At 45.8% G+C, this 21127-nt stretch carries 23 protein-coding genes; 13 read left to right on the forward strand and 10 right to left on the reverse strand.

All coding sequences use genetic code 11. The features are described 5' to 3' along the window. Nucleotides 1–75 precede the first annotated feature (75 nt). Both CLV42_RS17755 and CLV42_RS33945 read right to left on the reverse strand, forming a co-directional pair. The gene (locus CLV42_RS17755) at nucleotides 76–1002 is read right to left on the reverse strand and encodes an acyl-CoA desaturase (protein ID WP_106603539.1); all 927 of its coding nucleotides are present in this window, start codon (nucleotides 1000–1002) and stop codon (nucleotides 76–78) included. A gap of 61 nt (nucleotides 1003–1063) precedes the next feature. Next, a complete protein-coding gene (locus CLV42_RS33945; RefSeq protein ID WP_170117554.1) occupies nucleotides 1064–2599 on the reverse strand; it encodes a TPM domain-containing protein in 1536 nt (511 codons plus the stop codon). 216 nt (nucleotides 2600–2815) lie between these two features. Here CLV42_RS33945 and CLV42_RS17765 point away from each other — a divergent pair, with 216 nt between their 5' ends. The 7 genes from CLV42_RS17765 to CLV42_RS17795 all read left to right on the forward strand — a co-directional run bounded on the left by CLV42_RS17765 (nucleotide 2816) and on the right by CLV42_RS17795 (nucleotide 8849). Then, nucleotides 2816–3589: an MlaE family ABC transporter permease gene (locus CLV42_RS17765; protein WP_170117555.1), complete on the forward strand. Its 774-nt coding sequence runs from the start codon at nucleotides 2816–2818 to the stop codon at nucleotides 3587–3589. A gap of 18 nt (nucleotides 3590–3607) precedes the next feature. After that, the gene (locus CLV42_RS17770; RefSeq protein ID WP_106603275.1) at nucleotides 3608–4384 is read left to right on the forward strand and encodes an ABC transporter ATP-binding protein; all 777 of its coding nucleotides are present in this window, start codon (nucleotides 3608–3610) and stop codon (nucleotides 4382–4384) included. Between the two features lie 6 nt (nucleotides 4385–4390). After that, nucleotides 4391–5173 carry an MlaD family protein gene (locus tag CLV42_RS17775; protein ID WP_106603276.1) on the forward strand — a complete coding sequence of 261 codons (783 nt, stop codon included), beginning with the start codon at nucleotides 4391–4393 and terminating at the stop codon, nucleotides 5171–5173. Between the two features lie 98 nt (nucleotides 5174–5271). After that, the gene (locus CLV42_RS17780; protein ID WP_106603277.1) at nucleotides 5272–6288 is read left to right on the forward strand and encodes a zinc-binding alcohol dehydrogenase family protein; all 1017 of its coding nucleotides are present in this window, start codon (nucleotides 5272–5274) and stop codon (nucleotides 6286–6288) included. Nucleotides 6289–6350: 62 nt separating this feature from the next. Next, nucleotides 6351–6896 carry a hypothetical protein gene (locus CLV42_RS17785; protein ID WP_106603278.1) on the forward strand — a complete coding sequence of 182 codons (546 nt, stop codon included), beginning with the start codon at nucleotides 6351–6353 and terminating at the stop codon, nucleotides 6894–6896. Nucleotides 6897–6984: 88 nt separating this feature from the next. After that, the gene (locus tag CLV42_RS17790) at nucleotides 6985–7248 is read left to right on the forward strand and encodes a hypothetical protein (RefSeq protein WP_089835709.1); all 264 of its coding nucleotides are present in this window, start codon (nucleotides 6985–6987) and stop codon (nucleotides 7246–7248) included. A 50-nt stretch (nucleotides 7249–7298) separates the two neighbouring features. Then, a complete protein-coding gene (locus tag CLV42_RS17795) occupies nucleotides 7299–8849 on the forward strand; it encodes a sulfatase family protein (RefSeq protein WP_106603279.1) in 1551 nt (516 codons plus the stop codon). Between the two features lie 20 nt (nucleotides 8850–8869). On the opposite strand, the gene CLV42_RS17800 is transcribed toward CLV42_RS17795, so the two are convergent. Next, entirely contained in the window at nucleotides 8870–10204 is a 1335-nt protein-coding gene (locus CLV42_RS17800; protein WP_106603280.1) for a sensor histidine kinase, read from the reverse strand. Between the two features lie 169 nt (nucleotides 10205–10373). On the opposite strand from CLV42_RS17800, the gene CLV42_RS17805 reads away from it, so the two are divergent. Next, nucleotides 10374–10631, forward strand: a complete 258-nt coding sequence (locus CLV42_RS17805; protein WP_106603281.1) for a hypothetical protein — start codon at nucleotides 10374–10376, stop codon at nucleotides 10629–10631. A 43-nt stretch (nucleotides 10632–10674) separates the two neighbouring features. Next, nucleotides 10675–12039 (forward strand): acyl-CoA dehydrogenase family protein, encoded by a 1365-nt coding sequence (locus tag CLV42_RS17810; RefSeq protein WP_106603282.1) that lies wholly within the window; start codon nucleotides 10675–10677, stop codon nucleotides 12037–12039. 72 nt (nucleotides 12040–12111) lie between these two features. On the opposite strand, the gene CLV42_RS17815 is transcribed toward CLV42_RS17810, so the two are convergent. Genes CLV42_RS17815 through CLV42_RS17825 form a run of 3 tightly spaced genes read right to left on the reverse strand, consistent with a single transcriptional unit; the run spans nucleotide 12112 to nucleotide 13647 of the window. Beyond that, nucleotides 12112–12513, reverse strand: a complete 402-nt coding sequence (locus CLV42_RS17815; RefSeq protein WP_106603283.1) for a hypothetical protein — start codon at nucleotides 12511–12513, stop codon at nucleotides 12112–12114. Between the two features lie 16 nt (nucleotides 12514–12529). Then, a complete protein-coding gene (locus CLV42_RS17820; RefSeq protein ID WP_106603284.1) occupies nucleotides 12530–13066 on the reverse strand; it encodes a YceI family protein in 537 nt (178 codons plus the stop codon). 11 nt (nucleotides 13067–13077) lie between these two features. Further along, nucleotides 13078–13647 (reverse strand): YceI family protein, encoded by a 570-nt coding sequence (locus tag CLV42_RS17825; protein ID WP_106603285.1) that lies wholly within the window; start codon nucleotides 13645–13647, stop codon nucleotides 13078–13080. Nucleotides 13648–13916: 269 nt separating this feature from the next. Here CLV42_RS17825 and CLV42_RS17830 point away from each other — a divergent pair, with 269 nt between their 5' ends. Further along, nucleotides 13917–14315 carry a winged helix-turn-helix transcriptional regulator gene (locus CLV42_RS17830; RefSeq protein ID WP_106603286.1) on the forward strand — a complete coding sequence of 133 codons (399 nt, stop codon included), beginning with the start codon at nucleotides 13917–13919 and terminating at the stop codon, nucleotides 14313–14315. A gap of 61 nt (nucleotides 14316–14376) precedes the next feature. Here the strand turns inward: CLV42_RS17830 and CLV42_RS17835 are convergent, their stop codons facing one another. The 4 genes from CLV42_RS17835 to CLV42_RS17850 all read right to left on the reverse strand — a co-directional run bounded on the left by CLV42_RS17835 (nucleotide 14377) and on the right by CLV42_RS17850 (nucleotide 17632). Continuing rightward, entirely contained in the window at nucleotides 14377–15186 is an 810-nt protein-coding gene (locus CLV42_RS17835) for a phytanoyl-CoA dioxygenase family protein (protein WP_106603287.1), read from the reverse strand. 236 nt (nucleotides 15187–15422) lie between these two features. After that, nucleotides 15423–16202, reverse strand: a complete 780-nt coding sequence (locus tag CLV42_RS17840) for an SDR family NAD(P)-dependent oxidoreductase (RefSeq protein ID WP_106603288.1) — start codon at nucleotides 16200–16202, stop codon at nucleotides 15423–15425. 366 nt (nucleotides 16203–16568) lie between these two features. Then, on the reverse strand, nucleotides 16569–17060 hold the full coding sequence (locus CLV42_RS17845; protein WP_106603289.1) for a YeeE/YedE family protein: 492 nt from the start codon (nucleotides 17058–17060) through the stop codon (nucleotides 16569–16571). An 11-nt stretch (nucleotides 17061–17071) separates the two neighbouring features. Then, the gene (locus CLV42_RS17850; protein ID WP_106603290.1) at nucleotides 17072–17632 is read right to left on the reverse strand and encodes a YeeE/YedE family protein; all 561 of its coding nucleotides are present in this window, start codon (nucleotides 17630–17632) and stop codon (nucleotides 17072–17074) included. A gap of 167 nt (nucleotides 17633–17799) precedes the next feature. Here CLV42_RS17850 and CLV42_RS17855 point away from each other — a divergent pair, with 167 nt between their 5' ends. The 3 genes from CLV42_RS17855 to CLV42_RS17860 all read left to right on the forward strand — a co-directional run bounded on the left by CLV42_RS17855 (nucleotide 17800) and on the right by CLV42_RS17860 (nucleotide 20990). Then, nucleotides 17800–18252 (forward strand): MarR family winged helix-turn-helix transcriptional regulator, encoded by a 453-nt coding sequence (locus CLV42_RS17855; RefSeq protein ID WP_106603291.1) that lies wholly within the window; start codon nucleotides 17800–17802, stop codon nucleotides 18250–18252. Nucleotides 18253–18271: 19 nt separating this feature from the next. Continuing rightward, nucleotides 18272–18646 (forward strand): hypothetical protein, encoded by a 375-nt coding sequence (locus tag CLV42_RS33710; protein ID WP_146154410.1) that lies wholly within the window; start codon nucleotides 18272–18274, stop codon nucleotides 18644–18646. A gap of 100 nt (nucleotides 18647–18746) precedes the next feature. After that, nucleotides 18747–20990 carry a cation:proton antiporter gene (locus CLV42_RS17860; RefSeq protein ID WP_106603292.1) on the forward strand — a complete coding sequence of 748 codons (2244 nt, stop codon included), beginning with the start codon at nucleotides 18747–18749 and terminating at the stop codon, nucleotides 20988–20990. Nucleotides 20991–21127 lie beyond the last annotated feature (137 nt).

A 21127-nucleotide genomic window follows, 5' to 3' on the forward strand; every position in this document is an offset into this window, starting at 1 on the left:
AGGATAATACTATAAAACAGATGAGGCTCAGTGTCTTACACGCTGAGCCTCAGTATTTAAATAAGGTGAATGATTTTATCTGTTGGCATCTACCAGTCTTCTGTTAGCTGCTTTTACTTCTGCCTGCGCCTGTTCAGTGAGCAGGTTGCTGGACTTTACTTTTTCAGGAACACCCCTGATATCCCATACGATGCCAAAGAAGCCAAGGGTACGGAGGATATAGTAGGTAATATCGATCTCCCACCAGAAGAAACCCTGACGGGTCGCACTTTGATAGTAGTGGTGATTGTTATGCCATCCTTCACCAAGGGTCACGAGGGCCAGGATCAGGCTATTTTTGGAGAAATCGCCTGTGTTATACCTTGGCTTACCCCATTTGTGCATCAGGGAGTTGATGGTGAAGGTACCGTGATACAGGAAGATGGTGCTCAGGAAGAAACCGATGAGCAGGGTAGAGAGACCGGCACTCCAGTCGAACCAGCCTGCACCGTTCACTTTATTACCTACGAAGTATACGGCTACAGCCAGTACCAGTCCGGGTACGAAGTGATATTTATTCAGCCAGAACAGTTCTGGTTGTTTGAAGTCTTTTACCAGGTCGTAACGGGTTGGTTTATATTCAGGTCCCATGATCCAGCCCATGTGAGCGTACCAGAAACCATATATATTAGCTGAGTGCGGATCTTCAGGAGTATCGCTGTGTTTGTGATGGATACGGTGATTAGCACCCCACCATAACACACCTTTCTGTAAACTGCTCTGCGCACCTCCGGCCAGGATGAACTGGAATACACGGGAGGTCTTGAAAGTTCGATGGGAAAAATAGCGGTGATACCCGCCTGTTACGAAGAACATACGAGCTACATACAATGCGGCACATAAGATCCAGTCAAATGCTGTCACGTGCGTGAAAATAGCCAGAATCGGCAGCAGGTGCATCCCCAAAAAGTCAAATTGACGCCACCAGTTAGGTCCTTTCCTCAGTTGTTTTTCAGAATTCATAAATGCAAAAATATCCCTATTCCGGACAATAAACAATGATCATGATCAGGGATCGGATTTTTTACCAGCTACTGCCGGCACCGCCGCCGCCTGAACTACCCCCTCCCCAGCCACCAGACGAGGATGAAGATCCGGATGAGCCTGAAGAGGAACCAGAAGATCCTCCGGAAGATAACTTAGCAATAACATATGTTTCATCCCGGGTATAATTACAGTTTTTACAGAGATAATGCTGGATACCTTCCCCTTCACGGCTGGTCGTGGCCCGTCGTAGCACTTTTCTGCTACCCGCCACCAGGGTGAGGGCACTGCAGGAAGGACAATTTGTTGCTTCTGTACGGAGGTTCCGGTAGCCCAAAACCATTTTTTCATCACAATGCTTGCAGTACCATACGTCATAAATGACAGACCCTACCTTGTCTTCTGCGGCCTGTACAGGTTCCAGCATTTCTTTCCTTTTTCCCTTTTTAAGTAATTGCATTGGCTGATGACATGATGCGCAATTGTAAGGGTCATAGCGTAGCTTATCCATCCGTGCCATGTGCCATCGTTTATAGGCCAGCAGTGGAAGAGGAAAAATGATGGAAGACAACCAGCTATTGGCGTGCGCCAGGTTGAGTGTTTCGTATTGTACATTGCGGTCGAAGCCTTGCAGTAAAACACCTGCTTTTTTATTGATGACGAAAGCGCGATAACTCAGATAGGCCAGCAGGTTGCAATACATAATGAGCGGTAATACCCACCAGTGATAAACTCCCGGAATGCCCATCAATATCAGCAGCAACACAAATGGTAATGTATAGACCCAGAGCTTGTGCCATACAGTCGCCTTGAATAATTGAGGGAGATCCTTATTCTTTTTGACGATACCGGGTTTTACCACAAAGATGGTGGCAAATAACGCGTAGAATATATAGAGCATTATCGTTCCGATGCCTGGTCCGTCATAAGTATCCTGCTCAAGGGTTGCCACATCGAATGGAGCATTCTGGTCTTCCGGTGTACTGCCTGCATCTCCTATTTTCATTACAGCAGCGTGGCTGGTATCGGCAGCTGTGGTACTATCTTCCACAGAAGCTATATCGGTGTCTGCCTGCGGTTGCAGTACATTGACAAGGGCGGTCATGCCCTTCAGCATGCCTTCGTCGATATTGTTTTGTTTAAATGATGGCAGCATTTCGGATTGCTGTATCCGGAAACAGATCACATCCGGCAGATCGCCTTCCAGTCCATAGCCGGTTTCAAATTCTATCCTGTGCTGGTCATTCACGAGTAATACGACAAGACCATTTTCCTTTTCTTTCTGTCCCGGTCTCCATAGTCTGAAAAGATCGTGCGCTACGTCTTTCGGCACTTTATCGCCAATGGTATTCAGCAGTACAATAGCTACCTGTGCGCGGCCCGACTGCTCGAGCTGCCGCATCTGTTCATTGAGGGCGGCTTCGGTTTCGGTGGTGATAAGGTGATCGGGATTACTGACGTAACCACTGTGCTGCATGGGGTCGGGAATCTTTTCTATTGAAAAGCCTGCGTCTTTCTTTTTGCCACAGGCAAGGGTAAACAATAGCAACAGCCAATATAGGTGATATCTTTTCATATGAACTATAGAATTGTACATATTCTTTTCAAAAGTAATAAACAGTAGCTGGAAATGCTATCGTCCTATACAGGTTGTGTAAAATATTACCCATTCAGAACAGAAGTTATTGCTGTTTCTGCCTGAAAATCATCGTTTCCCGCCATGGCATGAAAATTCTACTCTTTATATGAGAGATGATCATTTCCACTATCATTTAACCCAATGCTTACTGTTATGGCTAGTGCGCTTACATCTGCTTTTAATAAATACCTGGAAATGGTTGGAGAACAGGTAGTTTTCACCGGCCAGTTTGCCCGTAATATTTTCCGTGACGGATTTGAATGGGGAGAATTCCTTCGCCAATGTTTCATTGTAGGCTACCGCTCTATCAGCCTGGTGGCCATTACGGGTTTTATTATTGGTTTCGTACTGACACTACAGACACAGCCTACACTAAAAGATTTTGGCGCCGAAAGTTACGTGCCAGGTATGGTGTCTATTTCCATCGTCCGCGAGATCGGGCCTGTCATCATTGCCCTGATCTGTACCGGTAAAGTAGCTTCCAGTATCGGCGCTGAACTGGGAAGTATGAAAGTGACAGAACAGATAGCGGCTATGGAGGTATCCAGCGCCAACCCGGTGCAATACCTGGTGGTGACGCGCGTCCTGGCCTGTACTGTGATGGTACCTTTACTAACAATTATGGCCGATGCACTGGCCTTGTTGGGCGGCTGGGTCGGTGTGAATATACAGGATCATGTCAGTATCGTACTCTTCTTCCGGAAGTCTTTCAATGCACTGCATTTCAGCGACCTGATTCCTTCTGTTATAAAGACTTTTTTCTTTGGATATGCGATTGGTTTTGTGGGATGCTATAAAGGTTATCACGCTTCCCGGGGAACGGAAAGTGTGGGCCGCGCTGCCAATTCTGCCGTGGTAAGTGCCTCGTTGTGGATCATATTGATAGATGCTATTGCAGTGCAGATCACGAACCTGGTCTATTATTGAATATTTAAGCAGATAAACATGAATGATACACTTGTACAGGAAAAAGCAAGACCGCCGGTCGCAGGTGATGATGTTGTTATACGTATTGAACATCTGAAGAAAGCGTTCGGCGACAATGAAGTGCTAAAGGATATCAGCCTTGAACTGCATAGGGGAGAAAATATTGTGGTGCTGGGACGTTCTGGTCAGGGTAAATCCGTTACCATTCAATGTGTAGCAGGGCTACTGGAGCCGGACGAGGGCAATTTAGAGGTACTGGGCAAAGAAGTAAAAGAACTCTCTGAGGATGAGCTGAAGGAGCTGCGGAGCAAACTGGGTTTTCTCTTTCAGAGTGGCGCCTTGTATGACTCGATGACCGTGCGGGAAAATCTGATGTTTCCACTTACCCGTGTGCTGAAAATGAAAGATGAAGCGGAGATGGAAAAGTGGGTGACGGACGTACTGGAAAGCGTTGGCCTGGAAGAAGCGATAGATAAATATCCCGCCGATCTATCGGGCGGTATGCGTAAGAGAGTAGGACTGGCACGTACGCTGATACTCAGGCCGGAGATCATATTGTATGATGAACCCACAACGGGACTTGATCCTATCACTTCCCGGGAGATAAGTGAACTGATTGTGAAGCTACAGGAGAAATATAAAACATCTTCCATTATCATCACACATGATATGGCCTGCGCCCGTATAGTGGCAGACCGTATTGCCGTGATGAATGAGGGCGCATTTATTGCGACGGGTACATACGATGAACTGAGTAAATCGCCGGATGAACTCATTAATAACTTTTTTAAATAGTAAAGTATGCAGCAGAAAAGACAACAAAAGATCAAGGTAGGCATCTTTGCTACAGTTACACTGGGATTATTATTAGTGGGTATTTTCCTGATCGGGAGAAATAGAAGTCTGTTTCAAAGGACTTTTGTGCTTTACGGGACCTTTAAGAATGTTGGAGGTTTGCAGGCAGGGAATAATGTCCGTTTTGTTGGGATAGATGTAGGAACCGTGGAAAGTATTGATATATTATCTGATACAACAGCCCGTGTTGCGCTGCGTATTAAGGAGAAAGTGAAGCCTTTTATAAAAAGGGGAGCAATAGCAGGTATCAGCACGGATGGTCTGATGGGAGATAAACTGATCACTATCAGTTCTGGCACGGAAAATGGCACCCCCGTAAAGGATAAAGATACTATTCGGACGGTGGATCCGATGAATTATGACAGGGTGCTGGACAGGCTTTCCGGTGTGGCTGAAAATGCGGAAGTGATCACTGAACAGCTGGCGGGCATCGCCACGCAGATCAACCAGGGAAAGGGAAGTATCGGTCGGCTATTGTATAGTGATAGTCTGGCGACCAGCCTGGAGGGCACTGTGACAGAAGCCAGGACAACAGTGAAGTCTATCAGGAAAGGCTCGGAGGGGTTTAGCGAAAATATGGAGGCCTTAAAACATAATTTCCTGTTGAGAGGTTATTACAAGAAAAAAGAAAAGGCTGCTAAAAAGGAAGCGGAGGAGCAAAAGAAAGCAGCAGAGCGGGGGAAAAAGGCCGGTAAGGATTCATCCAGCCTTAAGGTACAGAAAGAATAAGTTACACAGATCGGTTTTTGCATATGATAGCCGCCCGGTTTTTATACCGGGCGGTTAACTTTTTATTACTATTTTAGTCGGTACAACACGAACACTTTATGAAAATACTCACCTGTACCACGCCCGGTAAGTTTGAATATGGAGAAACGGATATGCCTGTACTCACTGCTGATCATGCTATCATCAGGATCAAAAGAATAGGTATTTGTGGTACTGATCTGCATGCATTTGAAGGAACGCAGCCTTATTTTTCTTATCCCCGCATCCTGGGCCATGAGCTGGCGGGGGAACTGGTCTCTTTTGATAATGCGCCCGGCTTTACTGCCGGTGAGCCGGTAACTTTTATTCCCTATTTTAATTGTGGGACCTGTGTGGCCTGCCGTAATGGGAAGCCCAATTGCTGCACAAATATCAAAGTGTGTGGTGTGCATATAGACGGCGGTATGGTGGAATATCTCTCCGTGCCATCTGCCTCGCTGGTACATGGAGGGGGTTTGAGCATGGATGCACTGGCCCTGGTGGAGCCATTGGCTATTGGGGCACATGGGGTACGTCGTGCTGGTGTGACACCCGGTGAATTTGTACTGGTGATAGGGGCTGGTCCTATTGGGCTGGGTATTATGGAATTTGCACGGATTGCCGGTGCGCAGGTGATTGCGATGGATATTAACCAGTCCCGTCTTGATTTTTGCAAAGAGAAACTGAAAGTAGCGCATACTATCAATGCGAAAACGAAGGACGTTATGGCCACTTTAATGCAGATTACGGGAAATGACATGCCGACGGTAGTGATCGACGCTACAGGGAGCCAGCAGGCTATCAATAATGGCTTTGCCTATATGGCGCATGGCGCCCGTTATGTACTGGTGGGACTTCAGAAAGGGGAGATAGCTGTCAGTCATCCGGAATTCCACAAAAGGGAAGCTACCCTGATGAGCAGCCGGAATGCCACCAGGCAAGATTTTGAGCATGTGATCCGCTGTATGAAAAGCGGCGAGGTAGATCCTACTACTTACATTACCCACCGGGTTAATTTCGGGGAAGTAAAAGACGAATTTGAAAGCTGGCTGAATCCGGCCAACGGCGTTATAAAAGCCATCGTAAATATGGAATGATCTTTTTATAAGATGCGGTTTTTCAATAACTTGTATTATATTGTCAGGTAAATTTCACATTAATGGAAGAATTAACTGCCGGTAAAGGATCGAGGGTACAACACGCACGTTATGGCCCGGGAGTGATCATCGGTGTAAAGTATGCCCAGTATGTTGTCACGTTTATGGATCAGGGCATTATCGAGGTGGATAAAACAGATCCTCTTTTTGAAATATTGCATGTGGAAAATCAGAGTATTGAACTGGAAACAGTATCAGCTGTTGAAACATCGCTACTGAAAATATTGCGGCTCTGGGGAGGTATGACAGAGGTTGTTCCTATCGGTGAAAGATGGGAGGGCGGCGTTATGACATTGCAACCTAAAGATCCCTCATTGAAGCCCAAGGAGATACCCATTGAAGCGTTTTTTCATAAAATAGTGATGGTCCGTGACCGCCTACGTGTGTTGGAACAACAGATCAATAGTCACAAGCAACTAAGTGATGAAGACAAAATAAATCTGCAGCAATATATTACCAGAGTATATGGATCACTTACTACCTTTAATGTATTGTTTAAGCAAAAAGAGCACTGGTTTACAGGAGAAAAAGGGGCAAAAGAAGATTAGGCCGCAATGAAATATTTTTGCAACCACATGGCCTTAATTTTGTTATATTTAGATTACATACAACTGTTCTTCCTAAACAAAATGCCGTATGAAAGATTTTACATTGGATTTTGATTTGAAAGGAGACAACTATGTAGTTGTTGTACAACCTCATGAATCAAGGGGGATAGAGCACTACAAAGCTGTACTCGACGAGGACCACTCTATCGATTATCTGTTACAGGGCAATGGTGATCTGCAACCTAATGCAGACTATGCAGCGGATCCTCAGTTAGTGAATGCAATTGCCACACGTATACTCCAGGTCGTACATGTGGAAGATCGTGGAAATGGCGCCACATCATATCCCTGAGTATGTTTAAGACGTTTGGATACTAATGTTGATTGAGTATCTTTAAGTCTATGTGGAAAAATGTCAGTATCAGATCTGTATTTGTCGCACTAATTGTACTTCTTGCGCCCGCTGTACTGAGCGGACAGTCGAAACGACCAAATATCATCTTCATTCTCTCGGATGATCACACTTCCCAGGCTATTAGTGCCTATGGTAACAGGTATGTGCAAACGCCGAATATAGACCGGATTGCCCGCGAAGGGGTTTTGTTCAATCATGCCATGGTCACAAACTCCATTTGTGGCCCCAGCAGAGCTACCCTGCTGACAGGTAAATACAGTCATAAGAATGGCTACCCGTTGAACGAAAAGCAGTTTGACAACACCCAGCGGACCTTCCCCGGTATTTTGCAGCAAAACGGTTACCAGACGGCCTGGATAGGCAAAATGCATCTCGGTACATTGCCCAGAGGTTTTGACTATTTCAACATCCTGCCGGGACAAGGCAAATACTATAATCCGGACTTCATTGCTACACCGAACGATACGGTGCGGATGAACGGATATGTCACCAATCTTATTACGGACCTGTCAGTATCCTGGCTTAATAGCCGGGATACTACCCGTCCTTTTATGCTGATCGTAGGTGAAAAAGCCACCCACCGGGAATGGCTGCCCGATATTCCCGATCTGGGCGTTTATGACAGCATCCATTTCCCCTTGCCAGCAACCTTCGACGATAACTACCCGGGCAGGCTGGCTGCCGCGCACCAGGATATGACCGTTGCCAAAACAATGCGTCTGAAAGAAGACCTGAAAGTCCACCTCAATTATGGCAAAAACGCGTATGGTGAATACAGCCGTTTTACGCCTGAACAGTATGCGCCCTTCTATCAATATTATGAAAACAAGGTAAGCCGTGAATTTGATTCCCTGCACCTCAGCGGTGAAGCACTGAGCGCCTGGAAATACCAGCGTTATGTCAAAGACTACCTGGCTACCGCCCGCTCACTTGACAGGAATATAGGTCGCCTGTTACGATACCTGGACAGCACCGGCCTTGCAGAAAATACTGTCCTGATCTATGGCTCTGACCAGGGATTTTACATGGGTGAACATGGCTGGTTTGACAAACGTTTCATTTACGAACAGTCCCTCCACACACCTTTCGTGATGCGTTATCCGGGCGTTATAACTCCGGGCTCCGTTACCAATGGTTTTATGCTGAACATTGACTGGGCGCCTACCTTACTGGATATTGCCGGTGTAAAGACGCCTGCGGATATGCAGGGAACATCATTTATGCCCCTGGTGAACGGTAAGGGTGATACGTCGACCTGGCGAAAGGAAATGTATTACCACTATTACGAATACCCCGAACCTCATCATGTGTCGCCACATTTCGGGATCCGCACACAACGTTATAAACTGGTGCGTTTTTATGGCCCTGCAGACTATTGGGAGTTATATGATCTGCAGAAAGATCCGCAGGAACTAAAAAATATCTACGGAGAGAAATCCCAGGCGCGAAACATAGCCGACCTGAAAAAGCGCTTAAAGGCCCTTATTGTACAATATGATGATAAGGAAGCATTACAGTTGTTTGGGGAGGGGAAATAAACGTTGTAACGGTGATGCCCCTATAGGAGCGTAAAGGGGAGGTCTATATTAAAAATAGTTCCCTGGTTTTCCCGGGAGCTGACATAGATATTGCCGCCATGTTCCTGCACCAGTTGTCTGCAGATATGCAGGCCCAGGCCATTGGAGGGTTCATTATTTAATCCGGGGCGGCTGGAAGCAGTAAACTGGTCGAAGAGGGTGGGCATCAAATCCTCCGGAATGCCGATTCCCGTATCCGTTATGGATATACGCACACCACCCCTGAGCTGTTGCATACCCAGCGTAATATTGCCTTCTGCCGGCGTAAACTTCGCGGCATTATGCAGCAGGTTGTCCACCACACGTTGCATCTTTCCCGTATGGATACGGGCTTTGAGCTCCTGCGACGGCAATTCCAGCCCGATATCCCTGTTATAGTTTGATTTCTGTAACCAGTTGTCCCGCACATGTTTCAGCCATTCATTGAGCGATACATAGTCTGTTTGCAGGAGATCTGTTTCCCGTTGTTTTGCCGCCATCAGTAATTCCTCGATGATCTGGTCGGCCGTTTTACAGGCATCCGTAATCCAGTAGAGATATTTTTCTTCCTGTTCTTTCGTATAGGGGTATTCCTGCATCAGGTGTGTAACAGATCGTATCCCAGAAATGGGGTTCCGTAGATCATGCGCCACAATGGCCAGTATTTTATTTTTCAACTGGTTGGCTTTTTCAATTTCCCTGTTTTTGTCCTCAATAGTTTTGATCTTGATAAAGTAGTTCGCATGATATGAATATATGAGGCGTGAAATAAACAGAAAGCAGGTGATAATCAGCCAGAAAACCACATAATTAAGTGAACGTGTATCGGCAGATACCTGGAACATCTGGAAGAACAACATAAAGGTAACGATGGCAGAACCGGCTATCAGCAGCAGATTCCGGATCGAGAAAACCAGCAGTACGCCTATGGTTATCATACCTAACAGCAACATTGTCATGGTGTTTTTCGGGTTGTGCTGCGCCACAAAAGTGAGGGCCATACAAGTACCGATAAATGAGAGTGAGTAGAGAATGCTGATAAAATGGTATTGATTTTGCTGTTTTGGGGCGGACTTTTTCCAGATAAAAAAAAGAAGGATAGTGAAAAGGGTGGAAGAGCTGATTGTATAGTTATTAATGATCCGGTATTCGTTAAACTGCCCGGATGAAACCATTGCCTGGTAAGGGACAAAATAGGATATGACACGCATCGTTGTTGCCGCAATGGTAACTGTGAGCGCGATAAATGCGGCGACTTTCAGGTTCTGCTGCATCGTATGGTGATCGAATTCCTCCCGGTATTTTTTTTCAATGGGAGAGAATAGGTATAGTTTCATTAGCGTTTACATAATGGAAGGTGTTCGCCCAAAGATACCTGTTTAGAACTGAAATTTTATAGTAGAGCCTGAGGTCCTGTTCCCCCAAGTCCCTGTGAATCGGTTGTTAACGATATATATATATATTTATTGAAAGAGCCTTTTAGGAATTTAAACCTAAGCCACCGTCATGCAAGAATACACAACTTTGGAAAATCCGACGGAAGTAGTCCGTCACCTTACTAACACCCTGGGAAGGAAAAAGATCAGAGAAATAAGATTTGGTTACAGGCTTGATAATGAAGAACCTGCCATTAAATTCAAGATCTGGTTACGCTTCCCTTATAATTTGTTCGCCCGCAAGGAAGTAACGGAAAAGGTGGAACATGAAATGTCCCATATCCGATTGTCTACCGATTCCTCCAAATTAATATTCCAGGTGGAGTAAACATTTAACAGTTTTGGGTAATTTAATGCACTAAATCTATCCCATGGCAGTTAAATTATCCACCATAAGACAGGCTTTCCACATGCTGAAGAGCATTGATTTTGAACAATTAGGACGTTTATCAGAGAAGATAGATCTGCCTAAGGTTATGGCCACTGTTGGTAAGATGAATGATCAGCAGTTGTCTGGTTTAATGAGGATGTTACAAAGTAGTGGTGGGGGGCAAAAAAAGGAGTTACCACCAGTAAACGGGGATTTTTATGACCTCAGCAGCCTGTTATCCCCGGAGGATAAGGCACTTCAGTTGCGGGTAAGGGAATTTATGGAACAGGAGATCCAGCCAGTAGTTAATGAATACTGGATGAAGGCGGAGTTCCCGTTCGAACTGCTTCCAAAACTGGCAGCCCTGAATATCTGCGGCTCTACCTACGAAGGATATGGGGGCCCCAATAAGTCTTTCCTGATGGAAGGCATTGTTACCATGGAAATAGCCCGGGTAGACTGCTCTATGGCCACTTTTTTTGGTGTACAGAGCGGATTGGCTATGGGCTCCATTTACCTGCTGGGATCAGAAGCCCAGAAAAAGGAATGGCTGCCCGACATGCAGCAATTGAAAAAGATCGGAGCTTTCGGTCTTACGGAGCCGGAAGTAGGTTCCGGGGCTGCCGGCGGACTTACCACCACGGTAAAGCGGGTGGGAGATACCTGGGTATTGAACGGGGAGAAGAAATGGATCGGCAACGCCACCTTTGCGGATGTGGTAGTGATCTGGGCGAGGGATGTAGACGATAACCAGGTAAAAGGCTTCCTGCTGCGGAAAGGTACCCCCGGTTTCACGGTGGAGAAGATGCACGGTAAAATGGCGCTCCGTATAGTGCAGAATGGACTGATCACATTGAAAGACTGTGTAGTGGAAGAGAAAGACCGCCTGGAGCACGCTAATTCCTTTAAAGATACCGCCAAGGTATTACGTATGACCCGTGCAGGCGTGGCCTGGCTGGCGGTAGGATGCGCCCGGGGGGCATATGAAAACGCACTGGCATATACGCTGAAAAGGAAACAGTTTGGTAAACCGATCGCGTCTTTCCAGTTGATACAGAACCACCTGGTAGAAATGTTGTCCAACCTGACGGCTATGCAGACCATGGTGTACCGTTTGTCAGAATTGCAGGACCAGGGATTGCTGGCCGATGAACATGCGTCTATTGCGAAGGTATTCTGTTCCCTCAGAACACGCGATGTGGTAAGGGGCGCCAGGGAAGTAATGGGCGGTAATGGCATATTGCTGGAGTACAACGTAGCCCGTTTTGTAGCAGATGCGGAAGCGATCTATTCTTACGAGGGTACGAAAGAGATCAATACATTGATTGTGGGGCGGGCTATAACAGGATTCAGCTCATTTATATAAGAACAGGTATTCACAGGTATAAAAAAAACGCTCCGTCAGGGGCGTTTTCTTTATAACGTATCTGTGAACAGTTTAGATTGATTTACCGAAGAATGGTCTTAATGCAAACCATCCGAGTGCCGGGAAGAAGTGCATTGGCACTGTCAGTCCGGGGAATAACTCAGGCGACTCCTGATCCAGCGGTAATTTGGCACCGATTGGTCCCAGTATACTTGCAATGGACAGGATGACAAACAGGATGTTAAACACCATATCTGTTTTGCCTTTCAGGACGAGGCTGAGGAGGAAGTAACCGATGGCGGCTACCAGCGTTCCCAGGATACAACCTGTCATGATATTCTTTACGGTGGCGATATTGATAAATCCTTCACCCACAGTTTCAATGTACACTTTCTGGTAAACAACACCAGCTATGCCTGACAGAACACCTACCAATACTGCAAGCAGTACAAGCAGCGATATTTTTTTACCCATAAATGCTATTTGATAATTAGGCTTTAACAACAGGAACAGCTACTGTAACATCGATCACATCGGGAACGTCGCCGCCTGGTGTGCCAATATGGAAATCATTGCGGTTCACTTTGAATGTACCATTGAAAGTAGCTGCGTTGCCAGCTTTCTTAAAGGTGAAAGGAATAGTGAATTCCTTCTTAACGCCGTGGATCTCAAGATCACCGGTTACCTGGTAACCAGCACCTGCCTTCACGATCTTTTTGGAGGTGTATTTGATCTCAGGGTATTTGGCAGCGTCAAACCATTCGTCGCTTTTAGCATGTTTGTTCTGCAGGGCGTTACCGGTATTGATAGAGGCAACATCTACAGTAACGTTGAAATTGGAAGCTGCCAGATTCTGTTCGTCGAACGCAATGGTACCTTTGAAGGTTTTGAAAATACCACCTGCTGCACTGCTGGAGAAGCTGATATTGTATTTACCACTGATGTTCCATGCCTGCGCTACGACTGCGTAGGCAAACACTGCTGCTGTGAGCAGCAGTGTTGATGAAAATATAATTAATCTTTTCATTGCCTTTTTTATTATTTAGAGAATTCACCGCTAGCTCTCAGGTTGATAGTCTCACCCAGCATAGCTGCAGGCATTGCGCTTGCAAAACCGAAATCAGCACGTTTGATAGCACCGGTGATAGTGAAACCAGCAACTGGTTTTTTGCTCATTGGGTTCTCAACAGTACCGTTGTAAACAGCAGTTAAAGTAACTGGTTTAGTTACGCCGTGCAGGGTCAGATCGCCAGTCAGTTTGTATTGTTTACCGCTTACTTTCTTGAAGGAAGTGCTCTTAAAAGTGATGGTAGGGAATTTCTCAGCATCGAAGAAGTCTGCGCTTTTCAGGTGCTTGTCACGCATTTCGTTTTCAGTAGCGATGGTGTTTACATCGATAGTTACATCGAAAGAAGCATCGGAGAAATCATCTTTAGTAGTGGTGATCTTCACATCGTAACCTTTAAAGTTACCTTCCTGCTCGGAGATGGTCATGTGAGATACGCTGTAACCAACTCTTGAGTGAGCTTTGTCTACAGTCCAGGTAGTCTGTGCAAATGTAGTTGCTGAAAGGGCCAATAAAGAGGCGATGATTGTGATTTTTTTCATGTTTGCTCTTGTTTAGAATTCAAAAGTATATCTTTTTTTAGACAATAGATGTTTCAACATATATCGTGAAGGAAAATCTTAAACTAGGTTAATAATTCACTCTATTTACGTTTTATCATATTCTTAAATATTTGTGATAATTTTACTCCTAGTAGAGAGTTACTTTCTTTTAGAAAGCCAAAGGTATGGGGAGTGTTTGTGTAAAACAAGAACCTTTCGCCATTGCAACTTACTAACCTTTTAGTAACGATCGTAGAAATCAATATGTTATGAGTAGGAAAAGTGGCCAAAACATCTGGATAGGCAGCACTTGTCCCATCCGGCAGGTGTTGGACAGGTTTGGCGATAAATGGTCTATTTTGATCGTAGAGCTGTTGTCCCATGAGGGAAAGCTCCGTTTCAGCGAGATTGCGCATACAATAGGGGACATTTCCCAGAAGATGCTGACAGTTACATTGCGGTCGCTCGAATCGGACGGACTGGTTATAAGGCAGTTCTTTCCTGAGATACCGCCAAGGGTAGAATATGAGCTTTCTGAGCTGGGAAAGAGCCTGGTGCCACATATCCAGCAACTGTCTGCCTGGGGACAGACCCATATGGATACCATTCTGGAAAACAGGAAGCGGTTTGAGGAGAAACAGCAAAAGCAGGGTAAGACTGCTTATTGATGTAACGAAAAAATGACGGACCAAGAGATCCGCCATTTTTAGCATAATATATATCAGGAGGTTATTTAAGAATAACACCTGCCAGACGTTGATAGAGTAAAGTAGGACTGTTCTCATGTTTCGGCTCATATTTGCCGGCGATGATCGGCACATAGATCACTCTTCTGCGGCTTTCTTCGCCAATAATAGAGGACTTCGCCACACGATGCCATAATCTTCCGTCATGTACCGTCAGATCTCCCGCTTTGGGAGCAATAGCCAGTTCATTTTTGTCGGGTTTATGACTTACGAAATATCTCTTGCGGAATAACATACTGAGAATACCCTGTTTATGCGTGCCCGGTATAATCCGGAGACCGCCATTTTCGGGTGCCAGGTTGCTGAGATGTATGCCTACATTCAACATCGGATTCAGTTTACCACTTAGGAAAACATCCCGTAGGCCGTCTGTATGCCATCCCATTTTAGTGAAGGTACTTTCGGGGCCGTTCACGTAATGATTCAGCACCATTCCATCTTTTTCATTCTCCCCGATGCGGGCGCCGGGCCCTATAAGCTGCAGCAAAGCCTGTATTCTGGCATCCCTCAGGAGCTCAGAAAGCACTTTTGTTTGCTGGTTTAAAAATGCGAAACGTTGTACGATGGGGCGTCCGTCAAGGTCTTTCCCGTATTTAACAGGAACCCCATTTACTTTTTCTACTTTATTGGCAAGCCATTTTTCCTGTACTTCTTCGGAAGCGGTAACAATCTCCTGTACTTCATCCGGAGAAAGAAAACCGGAAAAGTGTATGTATCCATGCTCTTCAAAAAATGCCTTTTGTTCATCTGTAAGCGTATTGCCAAGTGTAAACGTGCGATAAGCTGCTGACATAGTGTACTAAGTTTAAAATAATTGTAGGTTGTTAATTACTGAATATAAGTAAACTACAGTAAATAATTCTCTGAACAGAGAATAAAGGGATCAGCAACAACAGTAAGGACATTCCTTGCTGATGGGGAAGCAGGAGGGGGAGAAGTGAAGCGTAAATAATTTAGTGATCATTATTAGTCTACTTGTTTTGTAGATTAAAGATAATTAAATTATTCACACAAAAAAAATAATACTGTTTATCTCTCGGTCTTGTACAGGTTAGCTGCAATCTTTTCTACTAATGACTTGGGAACCAGGCGGGTAAGGAAAGCAGAAACGACATTCAATGCACCGGGGATAATTTCTGCTTTCTTGCTGAACATACCCTTAATGGCAACGGCTGCCACTGCATCGGGCATCATACCGTATTTATCGGCTGTTGCCTGAATGGCCTGCATACTTGCACGGTTGATAAAATTAGTCTTTACAGGCCCGGGGCAAAGACAACTTACCGAGACATTGGAAGACTTCAATTCCTGTCGTAATGCGCGGGAAAACAGCAATAGAAACGATTTGCTGGCCGCGTATAAGGACAGGGTGGGAACTGCCTGATATGCAGCGGTACTCGACACATTCAATATATAAGACTGCCGCTGTTGTTGCAGCATAGGCAGCATATAATGACACAGGGCAACAGGTGTTTCTGCATTCACCCGCACCATCTGTTGCTGTTCTTCCAGGCTGCGGGAGGCGAAATTACCCCATACGGCATAACCGGCGTTGTTGATCAGTACAGATACTGCATAATTACCTGTCTTACACCATTCATATACTTTGGCTGTCGCTTCAGGGAGAGATAGATCCAGCGCCAGATAGGCAACTTTTACCTGCCATCTGGCTGATAACTCAGCGGCAACCGTTGCCAGTTCCTCTTCAGACCTGGCTACCAATAACAGATTATATTTCCTGGAAGCGAGTGCGTGTGCCATGGAGCGTCCAATTCCTTTACTGGCCCCCGTTATAAGTGCATATGTCATCCTGAATTACGATATAGGCCGGTAAATATAAACATATAAAATGGAAGGGGCGATATGTAGGGTATATAATAGAGGAAGGGCGGTAAGAATACCGCCCTTAATTTTTTAACCATATCCTATGAAAAACCTGTACCAAAGATAATAGAGACAATTGACCCTACTGTCTCATTTTGGTAAAGGGTATATTTTTTCTGGTTAACGTATGAAATCGCGTACCGTTAACCAAAAATTAACATCCATGTAATCGTTTGATCCTTCCTGTTGCCTGCCAGTATTGCAATGCGTCGTCTTTACACCTATTGAAACAAGTAGTTTCAAGGAGGAAGTCACAATTGCAGAAAATAATCAGAAAAGAAGAATGCGGTCCTAATGCGGTAGTTTATCTCTGAGCAGTCCATACACCCACGTACCCAGTATTGAACTGGCCAGTGTTGCCAGTGTTACAGTAAATCCTGCCCCTATCTGCGCAAATAATGGTCCCGGACAAGCGCCTGTCAGTGCCCAGCCAAAACCGAACAGCAATCCGCCGAAGATCTGTCCTTTATTGAAAGACCTGGGATGAAAAGTGATAGGCTCTCCATAAAAAGTTTTTGCACCTGTTTTCTTGATGATCGCCACTGGAATAATTCCTATAAGCACCGCAGACCCTATCACTCCATACATATGGAAGGACTGTAAGCGGAACATCTCCTGTATCCTGAACCAGGATATCACTTCAGACCTGATCAGGATAATACCGAAAATGATGCCTGCGGCCAGGTATTGCAGCTGACGCCACCATGGTGCTTTTTTTGCAGTAGTATCAGCGGATATATCGGGGCTTTCTACCTCAAAATCTGTATTGGAAGGTAATGACATACAAAACTTGTTTAAAGATGAAGGATAAAAGGCAATACCAGGTTGGCCATGATAAAACCTCCTGCCATAAAACAGCAGGTAGCCACCAGGGAAGGCCACTGTAAGGTGGAAAGACCCATAATGGCGTGTCCTGAGGTACAACCGCCTGCATAACGGGTGCCAAAGCCTACCAGGAAGCCGCCAGCAATCATCAGCAGAAAGCCTTTCAGCGTAAACAGGGCAGGCCAGTTAAACAATTCAGCGGGAAGGGGTGCGTGCGCATAGGTAACGCCATATCCTGCCATTTCAGCCGCTAATTGAGGGTGTATGGACGATGGTCCTGTATTGGGTAGTAAAGTACCGGCTATCAGGCCACCAATCACAATGCCGCCGGCAAAAAAGAGGTTCCAGGATTCTCTCTTCCAGTCATATGAAAAGAAAGGAATTTTACCCGGCAGGCAGGCTGCGCAGATATGCCGGAGGTTGGAAGAGATCCCAAAGGAACGGTTGCCCAGCAACAATAGTAGCGGGACCATCAGGCCAATCAGCGGACCGGCAACATACCAGGGCCAGGGGCTGGTCAAAATATTCATAAACATATTGTTTGCAGGTTTATTGAAAAACAGGTAAGGGGTGAGACAACACAGATAAGATGCTTTACAAATATAACAATAGCATATATTTTAAATATCCACAGGCTGTTAAAAGAATACATTAACGCAAATATGTTGCAACACTCATTTTTATTTATCTTTGGCATATGAGAATCGAACAAGCTATTAATCAGCGCAAGTTCAAGGACGACTATCACAAGATCGTAGTTAACCTGTTATTTACAGGTAACTGGCTGCGTGACGCCCTTGGAGCGAACCTGAAAGAACATGGATTGTTGCCGCAACATTACAACGCGTTGCGGATCATAAAAGGGCGCCATCCGGAGCCTGTATCAGCCGGCGACATCAAAGATGTTATGCTGGATAAGGCGAGTGATGTGACCCGTTTGCTGGACAAACTGGAGAAGCTGGAATATGTGCAACGCCGGCTCTGTCCGCATAACAGACGGAAAATGGATATCAGTATCACACCTCAGGGACTGAAACTCCTGTCGGACGTGGATATACTGATGGACACCTTTTATGAAGATCTGGCAGAAAGGATTACAGAGGAAGAAGCCGCCACACTGAGCGATCTGCTCGACAAAATACGGGGATAAAGAAATATCTTTGCCCCCTATGCGGAGTCTTTCTTATCTGTGCCTGCTGATCATGTTGTTTTGCTGCGGACGAAGTGTCAATGCAGCCAAAACAGGATGCAACAAAGCCAGCACAGCCTCTTCCGCCACCCGGCCGTTTCTGCAGTTATTGTCATGTGACAGGGAGCTGAGGCGCTACGGAATGCCTCCCTCCCCCGAAACCATCATCTCTACTCCACAGCGATCCATCGTCGCTTCCGTTAAAACAGATTCACGCGACGGCGCAACTGCTGCCAGGGCACATTTCCTGGCAGGAGTCAATTTGTTTTCCTGTAAAGTGCAGGCGGTACGCCTATTACCCGATCTCCAGGCGATCATCCGCTCGCTGATTTTCCCCCAGCACATTTTTTGGTGAGTTACAACGCATACACTTGTTTGTTACCGGGCGCTACGATTTAACATCCGTAGGCGCTTCTCTGTTATTATCATTAACTCATTCAAAACTGGAATACCGGATGATACATTTACCACCTTTGATTGCCGACCTGGCTTTGATATTAATTGCGGCAGCTATTACAACATTGATCTTCAAGAAATTGAAGCAGCCATTGGTGCTGGGATATATTGTGGCCGGCCTCCTGGTGGGACAACATGTGTCCTTGTTCCCCACAGTTTCTGATGAAGCCAATATCAGGGTATGGTCTGAAATAGGCGTCATATTCCTTTTGTTTAGCCTCGGACTGGAATTCAGTTTTAAGAAACTGATCAAAGTAGGAGGTTCATCTTCTATTACCGCTATCGTAGAAGTAGTATTTATGCTGGCGCTGGGTTATCTCATCGGGCAACTCATGGGATGGTCTTCCATGGATAGCATCTTCCTCGGCGGTATCTTATCTATTTCTTCCACCACGATCATTATCCGCGCCTTTGAAGAACTGGGTGTCAAAGGACAACAGTTTGCAGGACTGGTGTTCGGTATCCTTGTAGTGGAAGACCTGGTAGCGATTGTACTGTTGGTACTCCTCTCCACGCTGGCTGTCAGCCAACAGTTTGCCGGTGGCGAGATGCTGGGCTCTGTCATCAAACTTGTCTTCTTTCTCATCGCCTGGTTTGTAACAGGCATCTTTTTTATTCCCACACTACTACGGAAAACAAAGAAGCTGATGAATGAAGAGACCTTGCTGGTGACCGCAATAGGTCTTTGTCTGCTGATGGTCGTACTGGCTACACAGGCGGGATTCTCTCCGGCACTGGGCGCTTTTATTATGGGATCGATACTGGCAGAAACGACGCAGGCAGAGAAGATAGAACATCTGATAAAACCTGTAAAGGAGCTCTTTGGCGCTGTGTTCTTCATCTCTGTAGGGATGTTGATCGATCCTGCCATGCTGGTAAAATACGCCGGTCCTGTGGCAATTATTACATTGGTCACACTGGCAGGTAAAACGATCAGCACCTGTACCGGCGCACTGCTTTCCGGACAGCCACTCAAAACTTCTGTACAAGCGGGGATGAGCCTTGCACAGATAGGGGAGTTCTCTTTTATTATCGCACAGCTGGGGCTTTCACTGAAAGTGACGAGTGATTTCCTCTATCCCGTTGCGGTGGCAGTATCAGCAGTTACTACGTTTACCACACCATACATGATCCGCCTGTCTGCACCGTTTTACGAGAAGATAGCAGCGGTATTGCCTCATCGCTGGAAGACGGCTTTAAACCGGTACAGCGCTGCAGCGCAGACGATATCTGTAGTAAGCGATTGGAAGCAATTACTGAGGTCTTACTTTGTCAATATGACCATCTATGCAGTGGTCATACTCGCTATCACACTCTTGTCTTACTACTATCTGCTGCCACTGGTGACGATCCAGATCAATGGTTATAACTGGGGCCGTGTAGCCAGTGCAGTGATCACACTGGCGCTACTAATGCCCTTCCTCTGGGCACTGGCTTTCAGGAATATCAGCAGTAAGGCATCTGCCAATATATGGGAACAAAAAAAGTACCGTGGTCCCTTGTTGTTAGTGCGTTTGTCCAGAGTAGTGCTGGCCGTGTTCCTGATCGGCTTTTTTATGGACAGGTTCTTTTCTCCCTCTATTGCATTGATGGTCACGTTGGCCATTGTTGTACTGATCTTTGTATTACGGCATAGGGTGCAGACCTTCTATACCACCATAGAAGAAAGGTTCTTCTCCAATTTCAATGCACGTGATGCCAAGGTAGGAGGGATCAATAAGTCTGTTCTTGCTCCCTGGGATGCGCATCTGGCTGTTGCTGAAGTGCGGCCCTTGTCGCCCGTGGCAGGCAAAACTTTGTTGGAATTAGCGCTACGCGAAAACTTCGGGATTAATATTGCGTTAATCAACAGAAGCGGACAGAAGATCTATGCACCTGATAAAAATGAACGCCTGTTTCCTGGTGATGTTATCACGGGAATCGGGACCGATGAACAACTGGAAAAGTTCAACCGTTTCCTTGAGCCAGTGACTGCAGATGCTGAACCACAGCCGTTGGACACAGATCCAATTGCTTTGAAACAGTTCCTTATCGGTAAGCATTCACATCTCTCAAACAAGACCATCCGCGAGTTGGGCATACGGGAACGCACCCGCGGAATCGTGCTGGGCGTGGAAAGGAAGGGAAGAAGGATCCTGAATCCAGCGTCAAATATGTACCTGGAAGAAGGAGATATTGTATGGATAGCCGGTAGCGGTAAAAAATTAAATGCATTTATTAAAGAGCAGCAGGGTGCTAATTAAGCACTGCTAACGCCGCCATATATTTGCAGCAGGACAAGTCTGAAAGGCTTGTCCTGTCTTGTTTTCAGGACAGATCTTCAGCGGCTGACTACGTTTAGCAGTGATAGTAATAATTGTTTTTGCATTGTATTTTTATT

Source organism: Chitinophaga ginsengisoli, assembly GCF_003014595.1.
In the GTDB taxonomy this organism is placed as follows: domain Bacteria; phylum Bacteroidota; class Bacteroidia; order Chitinophagales; family Chitinophagaceae; genus Chitinophaga; species Chitinophaga ginsengisoli.

What these genes read in the sequence shown, in the direction of transcription:
- CLV42_RS17755 (WP_106603539.1), bottom strand. Translation starts at nt 1,002, where the DNA reads ATGAATTCTGAAAAACAACTGAGGAAAGGACCTAACTGGTGGCGTCAA.
- CLV42_RS33945 (WP_170117554.1), bottom strand. Translation starts at nt 2,599, where the DNA reads ATGAAAAGATATCACCTATATTGGCTGTTGCTATTGTTTACCCTTGCC.
- CLV42_RS17765 (WP_170117555.1), top strand. Translation starts at nt 2,816, where the DNA reads ATGGCTAGTGCGCTTACATCTGCTTTTAATAAATACCTGGAAATGGTT.
- CLV42_RS17770 (WP_106603275.1), top strand. Translation starts at nt 3,608, where the DNA reads ATGAATGATACACTTGTACAGGAAAAAGCAAGACCGCCGGTCGCAGGT.
- CLV42_RS17775 (WP_106603276.1), top strand. Translation starts at nt 4,391, where the DNA reads ATGCAGCAGAAAAGACAACAAAAGATCAAGGTAGGCATCTTTGCTACA.
- CLV42_RS17780 (WP_106603277.1), top strand. Translation starts at nt 5,272, where the DNA reads ATGAAAATACTCACCTGTACCACGCCCGGTAAGTTTGAATATGGAGAA.
- CLV42_RS17785 (WP_106603278.1), top strand. Translation starts at nt 6,351, where the DNA reads ATGGAAGAATTAACTGCCGGTAAAGGATCGAGGGTACAACACGCACGT.
- CLV42_RS17790 (WP_089835709.1), top strand. Translation starts at nt 6,985, where the DNA reads ATGAAAGATTTTACATTGGATTTTGATTTGAAAGGAGACAACTATGTA.
- CLV42_RS17795 (WP_106603279.1), top strand. Translation starts at nt 7,299, where the DNA reads ATGTGGAAAAATGTCAGTATCAGATCTGTATTTGTCGCACTAATTGTA.
- CLV42_RS17800 (WP_106603280.1), bottom strand. Translation starts at nt 10,204, where the DNA reads ATGAAACTATACCTATTCTCTCCCATTGAAAAAAAATACCGGGAGGAA.
- CLV42_RS17805 (WP_106603281.1), top strand. Translation starts at nt 10,374, where the DNA reads ATGCAAGAATACACAACTTTGGAAAATCCGACGGAAGTAGTCCGTCAC.
- CLV42_RS17810 (WP_106603282.1), top strand. Translation starts at nt 10,675, where the DNA reads ATGGCAGTTAAATTATCCACCATAAGACAGGCTTTCCACATGCTGAAG.
- CLV42_RS17815 (WP_106603283.1), bottom strand. Translation starts at nt 12,513, where the DNA reads ATGGGTAAAAAAATATCGCTGCTTGTACTGCTTGCAGTATTGGTAGGT.
- CLV42_RS17820 (WP_106603284.1), bottom strand. Translation starts at nt 13,066, where the DNA reads ATGAAAAGATTAATTATATTTTCATCAACACTGCTGCTCACAGCAGCA.
- CLV42_RS17825 (WP_106603285.1), bottom strand. Translation starts at nt 13,647, where the DNA reads ATGAAAAAAATCACAATCATCGCCTCTTTATTGGCCCTTTCAGCAACT.
- CLV42_RS17830 (WP_106603286.1), top strand. Translation starts at nt 13,917, where the DNA reads ATGAGTAGGAAAAGTGGCCAAAACATCTGGATAGGCAGCACTTGTCCC.
- CLV42_RS17835 (WP_106603287.1), bottom strand. Translation starts at nt 15,186, where the DNA reads ATGTCAGCAGCTTATCGCACGTTTACACTTGGCAATACGCTTACAGAT.
- CLV42_RS17840 (WP_106603288.1), bottom strand. Translation starts at nt 16,202, where the DNA reads ATGACATATGCACTTATAACGGGGGCCAGTAAAGGAATTGGACGCTCC.
- CLV42_RS17845 (WP_106603289.1), bottom strand. Translation starts at nt 17,060, where the DNA reads ATGTCATTACCTTCCAATACAGATTTTGAGGTAGAAAGCCCCGATATA.
- CLV42_RS17850 (WP_106603290.1), bottom strand. Translation starts at nt 17,632, where the DNA reads ATGAATATTTTGACCAGCCCCTGGCCCTGGTATGTTGCCGGTCCGCTG.
- CLV42_RS17855 (WP_106603291.1), top strand. Translation starts at nt 17,800, where the DNA reads ATGAGAATCGAACAAGCTATTAATCAGCGCAAGTTCAAGGACGACTAT.
- CLV42_RS33710 (WP_146154410.1), top strand. Translation starts at nt 18,272, where the DNA reads ATGCGGAGTCTTTCTTATCTGTGCCTGCTGATCATGTTGTTTTGCTGC.
- CLV42_RS17860 (WP_106603292.1), top strand. Translation starts at nt 18,747, where the DNA reads ATGATACATTTACCACCTTTGATTGCCGACCTGGCTTTGATATTAATT.